Genomic DNA, 6,000 nt, shown 5'->3' with positions numbered 1-6,000 from the left:
TTGCTTATCGACTTGTCCACAACATTCGATGATCAGGCGGTGGCCGCCCTCACGCATCCGGGCAGCTCAGAGCACGAACCGGCACTGCCGTACTAACCGCCATTACCGGCAGAACCCGCTGACGTGGGAGGAGGTCAACCTCACGGCCTTCTGCGGTGATGAGCCGATGGCGCAGCGGGTCATGCACGACCGCGACGCGTTCAAAGAGGTGTGGCTCCTCTTCGAGAACTCGGACGGCAGGTTTCCGCTCTACCAGGGCGAGAAGACCTGGATCGAGTACACCTACACGGTGGAGGAGTCGAAGTGGGGTCCGTGGTGGCAGCGCGCGATTCGGCTACCGACTCGCAGGCTGAGCCTCGCCGCCGTCCTGCCGGCGGAGCTTCAGCCCGTGGTGTGGGGCGTGCAGACTTCCATGACGGCCGAGGCATCTCCGTTCCGGACACCGTTTGCCCGTGAAGTGGCGGATGATGTCGTCACCTACCGGTGGGCGACGGACGACCCACCGATTCACGGCAGGTTCCGTGTTGAGTGGAAGTTCAAGAACCCGAACGTGCCAGGAGGCGCGGCAGAGATGGACAACTTGAAGCCAAGCGAGCAGATGTGGGCACTCGGCATCGTCCAGGAAGGCAACCCCTTGCTGTACGAGACAGCCAGGCGTTTCGAGCTTCCTGCCGAGGCGAATGACGCGCGCCGTGTCGTGACAGAACTCGTGGCCCGCATGGAGCGCGTTGCCCAGGTCCACACGTTCGCCAAGGGCATGGGGGTCGCCGCGCCGCAGATCGGTATCGGCAGGGCTGCCGCGGTTGTTCGCACCGCTGAGGACCACGTCATCACCCTGCTGAACCCTCGGATCATCGCCGAGTCGGCATCCGTCGACGAGCAGTACGAAGGGTGCCTGAGCTTCTTCGACGTCCGCGGGATGGTGCCACGACCCACTGTCATTGAGGTTGAGCATCAGGACGTCGATGGGAACACGCTGATTACTGAGTTCTCCGGTGGGGACGCGCGCCTTGTAGGTCATGAGATAGATCATCTTGGCGGGTTGCTTTACCGCTCAGGGATGAATCCAGGTGTCGAACTGATCTCCGTATCCCAGTACCGTGGGACCGGTCAGCGCTGGGGATACCCCTCCGACTCGCCTCAGCAGTAGTGCGGCTCAGGGAAGTTGGCGGGGAGTCGGCCGACGCAACCACTTATCCAGAGTGGACTCACGAGGTGAAAGTGCCCGCGACTTTCGGTGATCATCTTGTTGTCTGGGCAAGACGATCACAAGTGAAGAGCCGCGGGCATGGCGCTCTGCGGCCTGTACGTCGAGGAGGACACCCTCGTGTGCGAAGTCGAGTACCTCGTCGGCCTTGATGGATGGCATATGGCCAGGGGCGACGATCACATCAGCCGGTTCTGGCACGGTCTCGTCGGTGCTCGTCGGACCTGACCACCTCGCGAAGCCGCCTTCAAGCACACGCACGTCGGGGTGCCCTGCCCAGCAGCGTCCACCACGTCCGCGCCGCCGACAACAGGTCGCCGCCGTCGTAGACGACGACCGTCCGGCCCTGCCGCACCCCCGAGCGCCGCAGCGCCGCCTGCAACACGTTGACATCGGGCAGCGGGTGGCGACCACATTCACCCGGCCGCCCGCAGATCTCGGCATCGAACCCAACGAACACGGCACCGGGCAGATGTCCTGCCTCATAGAGATCCCGGCGCTGTCCGCTGTCGGCGGATTGCCAGCGCAGGTCCAGCAAGGTCACCTCGCCGAGTCTTTCCTCCAGGTCGTGCGTACTGATCATCGGGTTCTTGCTCATGCGGCCGATTGTCCCAGCCGTGGCGCCATCCATGTACCCGACGCACCCTGCACCATGGTCGCTGATCAGGAACATATGCCCCGCCACGGCCAGGCTGTTGATCCTGGCTGTGGCGGGGCCGAGGGGTGCCAGTCGGGTTATGTGTCGTTCACCCTGGCAGGCGAGGTGCAATCAGGACAGCGTCTGCCACGATCGACGTTCCGATTGATCCGGGGTTTCTGTTGCGGCTTAGTTCAACGGTTACGGCCTTTTGGGTGTCGAGGGCGAGTCCGCTTGCGGGATTGATCAGGACCCACTGTCCACGGTTAGCTTCCTGATTGATCGCATAGGTCTTAGGCCCGGACTTCGTCTTGATCGTGTAACGGGCTTGAGGGTCGAGGAGGTCACCTTCTGGAATGTAGACCCAGACGTCCCACAATCCAGACCTCGGATTTACTTCAGGGTCCAGTTGCAGGTCCCAGCTCATCTTGGCGTTGGAGTCTTTGGAGATGGCGACGTCGTCAAGGTAGCAGTACCGCGGGGAGGTCCCGCAGATGCGGGTATTCCAGGTTCCCTTGCCATTGGCCTGGAATGCGTCGGCTATTTTGGTGTAGTGCAGTGTGTTAAGCCAGAATGTTTCCGCATCCCGCTGCTCACCTGCGTTGAAATCGACCCATGCGGGCCAGAATTCGGTAAAGTTTTTGGGTTCGGTGTCCCCGATGACCTGGAGCAGTTGCTGGACGGGGTACATGCTCGTGTCGAAGAAGGAGTACATCCCCTCCAGGTCGCCAGTGTTCGGCTCTCCACCGCTAGGCGGATTGTTGTCGATCAGGTCGAACAGGGCCGCGGCGATGTTTCCTTCAACCTCGGATCCGGGCAGGTACGGCCATCCCTCGGTAGCGCGAGCCTCAATGTCGGTAAGGCACGGGCAGTCGCCACCCGACCAGGTGAGATTTGTCCACGAGGTGCTGCCCGGCTCGTTTTCTGCCGCGACCGCAATCCAGTCCGCGAAGCCCTCCGACCAGGCACAATCCTGGCTACTCGGTCTGTCTATGTAGTGAGGCTGGCAATTCTCCTTGACCCAGAGTACAAACGTGAGGCCATACATCGAGTGCAGTAGTTGGTGTCCCACTTCGTGTTCCACCACACTAGACGGGCTGTGTGCCGTCAGCAGATGGATAGTGCCAGTGCGAGGGTCATACGATGACGTGCTGCCCGCCCTGTTATGCAGGTAGATGTGGGCGTCTCCGAGCATTTCGGCGCCGGCAAAATCCCTGACGTTGTAGATTCCGGCGTAGGCGTGGGCTGCCATCGAAGTCGCCTGGTAGTCCAGGCCGCCCTCGCGTTGGAAGAAATGACCCAGATTGATGGTGAGCATCGGCTCATAATCGCCCGGCTCGAAGCTTCCTGGCTCGCGCACCGCAGCCGAGACGTCGGCGTTGACGGGGAACACCTTGAGGACGAGCTTGTCGTCGCCGCAGGCGTGCGATGACATAAAGCTGGTGTCGGTGGCCTCGCAGCCATGCCACTGAGTGCCATTGGCCAGCTGGTGACGCTGCGGGTAGACGAAGTCGATGTCGAACCGGCCCTGGTCGTCGAGGTACCCCGTCAGCGGCGCATCGCTGCCTTCTGCTTTAACCTGGCGCCATTGGACGGCGTCGGAGTCGCTGCCCGCTTTGCCTTCGTACCACAGCTCCCATTTCGCGCCGGGCAACGGCCGTTGCGGGCTCGCCTGACCTGGCAGCGACATACGCCGGTCGGCCATGACCTTGCCCGACACGGTGACACGTGGCGGACCCACGACCCCTGCCGGGTCTTCGTTGGGGGCGAGGATGATGGCGTCGGCTTTGAGCGTGGTGGTGGATCCGTCGGTGTTGCGTAGGCGGAGGATGTTGTCGCCGGCGGGGTCGATGTCGAACGTTGCTGGGAGTCTGACCCAACCGTCGGTTGTGCTGGCCTGGTTGAACCCGACCTGGCGTGTGCCGCCGGCGATGTCGACGGTGTAGAGGGCGTTGGTCTCGTCACCCGCCTGGCCTGCTGGCAGTCGTACCCACACCTCGTGGTCGCCTGCTTCGGTCAGGTGACGGCCGAGGTCCCAGGAGATCTCCGCTGAGCCGCCGGCCGGGTCGGTGAACCTGTAGTCGCCGTCGCGGCAGGTGCCGCACTCGGTGTCGATCCAGGTCCCCGCGACGTTCGTGGCCAGGTTGTCGTCTTGCAGGTCGGTGTACTCGAGGGTGTTCATGAAGAAGATCAGTCGTTCCTGAGCCGTGTGGCTCGCCCTCCACCCGTCCCACAGTTCGTCGACGTCGACCGGCACATCGGCCAACAGGTGGGCGGTGACCGCCGCGAAGCCGTGGCCGGTGAAGTCGGTGAAGCTCTGCCCGGCGCCCGTCCCGTCGGGGATTTCGTTGGCGTTGTCGGCCAGGTCCCACAACACGGCGGTGATACGCAGCAGTTCGCCCGGCCCCTCAGCGCAGCCGAGGAAGTCATCCGGGGGAAGGTACAGGCACGTCTCGACCGAGAAGGGCGTGGTTACGGGCAGCCGGAACGTGGGTGACTGGTCGGTTCCCCGGTTTCGCAGGTCGGCCTGCATACCGATGAACGCCGCAGTCCCGTACGCGAACGCGCACGCATCCGACAGCACTTCAGAGAACCCAGGTCGGTAGCCGAGCCAGGCACCTTGAGGGCACCCCTGCCCGGGATAGGATCCGTCAGGATAGGCGTCGCTGAGGAACGCCTGGGCGATGGCGCTCTCGGTTATCGGCGAGAGCACAGAGTTCTGCTGGTTGTGCAGGTGCACCAATCCGGTCACCGAGTCGAAATGGGTCTTCGCACCGTTCATGCGCAGCGTCACCGGCCCCTCGTCGCCGGGCATGACCTCCTTCACATCCAACGCCGCCCGGTACGCCCGCGCAGCAGCCAAATCGGTCACCGGGTTCAGCTCATTCGGAAACCTGAAGTGCTGACCGACGTTCATCCTCACGAACGCGTCCGGGCCGTTCGGCTGGGTCACCCGCACCGACCCGTCGTCGCTGAGCAGCTTGAACACTATGTAGACAGAGTTGTGCAGACACACATGTCCGTCTCCTTCATGGCCCGGGAGGGAGCCACCGAATGTATAGTCCGGCTGGCAACCCTCAAGAGAATCCGGCTCACCGCTCGGCCAAATCGGCCATGGGTACCTGAAGTTCGCTGCGAATGTTCCATCTGCGGCCACAGAACCCACCGCAGGGTTACCCACACCATCCGTCGCGGGGAGCCCCGTAGGACCGCTCCACTGGTCGTAAAATACCTCGAACCGAAGTCTGCCCAGACCCAGCGCACCGAGCCCGTCATCGGTCTTGACCTTCACCGACCCGTTCACGGTCACCATAGGCTGAGGGTCGCAGAAGTTGTCGCAAGCTTCTGTCCCGGGATCATCACCAGCCTGCACCCACACCGGCCCACCGGCACCCGCCTCAGGCTTGGCCAACGCCTGCCCCGGCACCACAAAAACGCCAGCAAACAGCGACACCGCCGCTGCCGCCAACACACACAATCTTCGCAAAGACAACCTGCCACCCCTCAGGCGCAATTCCGCCCTCCTGATCTGGGGCAAATGGGGCGATCTCATCGCTCACAGCACTCGCCACAGCAGAAGGCCTGGCAGCAGGCAATACGACAGGATCCCATCGACGGTTCCATGACACTCCACCGAATACTCGAAGGCTCGAACCGGCTATTAAGCCGAATTGCCGTTCGCCGCGAATTAGGGAGAGTCTTGGGCCTAGGGATGACAACCTCTCTACGGCCCCTCAGCGGCTCTGCCCGCGTGCCGACAGCTCAGCGCCCACGGCCGCCCTGGCGGAGTGCGTCAATGAGGCAGGACCGCATGGGTTGGCGGACTGACAGGCCGTCCCAAGATCGCCTCGGGCTGGCACCGCGCCCTCGAGCGTCGACCAACCAACGATGATCAACAATGACTGCATTCCACGGCTGGTCGCCAACTGAATTCGTGTGGCCAGTGGTCGAAAGCGGCGCTCACCGCGACACCCGCTACTGCTACCCCGACGGCTCGTACAGCAGTGCAGCAAGGTCGGAAGCTGAGCCAGGCCACGTCGGCGCCGAAGCGACCGCCTGACCTCGCACGCAACTGCAGAAAGCCGAGGAAACCGTGGCGAGCTAAAGAAGCTTGCGCGTACAGCCATCCGTACAGCCAAGCCTTCCGACATGGTGG

The 6,000-nt window shown here is 63.0% G+C and carries 3 protein-coding genes; 1 reads left to right on the top strand and 2 read right to left on the bottom strand.

Annotated elements, in window-relative coordinates; all coding sequences use genetic code 11:
* Positions 1 to 181 precede the first annotated feature (181 nt).
* On the top strand, positions 182 to 1,150 hold the full coding sequence (locus AB0J67_RS16645; RefSeq protein ID WP_363482706.1) for a peptide deformylase: 969 nt from the start codon (positions 182 to 184) through the stop codon (positions 1,148 to 1,150).
* Positions 1,151 to 1,454: 304 nt separating this feature from the next.
* On the opposite strand, the gene AB0J67_RS16640 is transcribed toward AB0J67_RS16645, so the two are convergent.
* A complete protein-coding gene (locus AB0J67_RS16640) occupies positions 1,455 to 1,805 on the bottom strand; it encodes a rhodanese-like domain-containing protein (RefSeq protein WP_363482703.1) in 351 nt (116 codons plus the stop codon).
* Positions 1,806 to 1,953: 148 nt separating this feature from the next.
* Positions 1,954 to 4,833, bottom strand: coding sequence for a hypothetical protein (locus AB0J67_RS16635; RefSeq protein WP_363482700.1), 2,880 nt, complete (start codon positions 4,831 to 4,833; stop codon positions 1,954 to 1,956).
* Positions 4,834 to 6,000 lie beyond the last annotated feature (1,167 nt).

It is taken from the genome of Catellatospora sp. NPDC049609, from assembly GCF_040675365.1.
In the GTDB taxonomy this organism is placed as follows: domain Bacteria; phylum Actinomycetota; class Actinomycetes; order Mycobacteriales; family Micromonosporaceae; genus Catellatospora.
Note: the sequence above shows the minus strand (reverse complement) of the source record. Positions and strands in the feature narration are given on the sequence as shown.

Bases quoted from the DNA above. Each gene is read 5' to 3' on its own strand.
- AB0J67_RS16640 (WP_363482703.1), bottom strand. From the start codon at position 1,805: ATGAGCAAGAACCCGATGATCAGTACGCACGACCTGGAGGAAAGACTC.
- AB0J67_RS16645 (WP_363482706.1), top strand. From the start codon at position 182: ATGCACGACCGCGACGCGTTCAAAGAGGTGTGGCTCCTCTTCGAGAAC.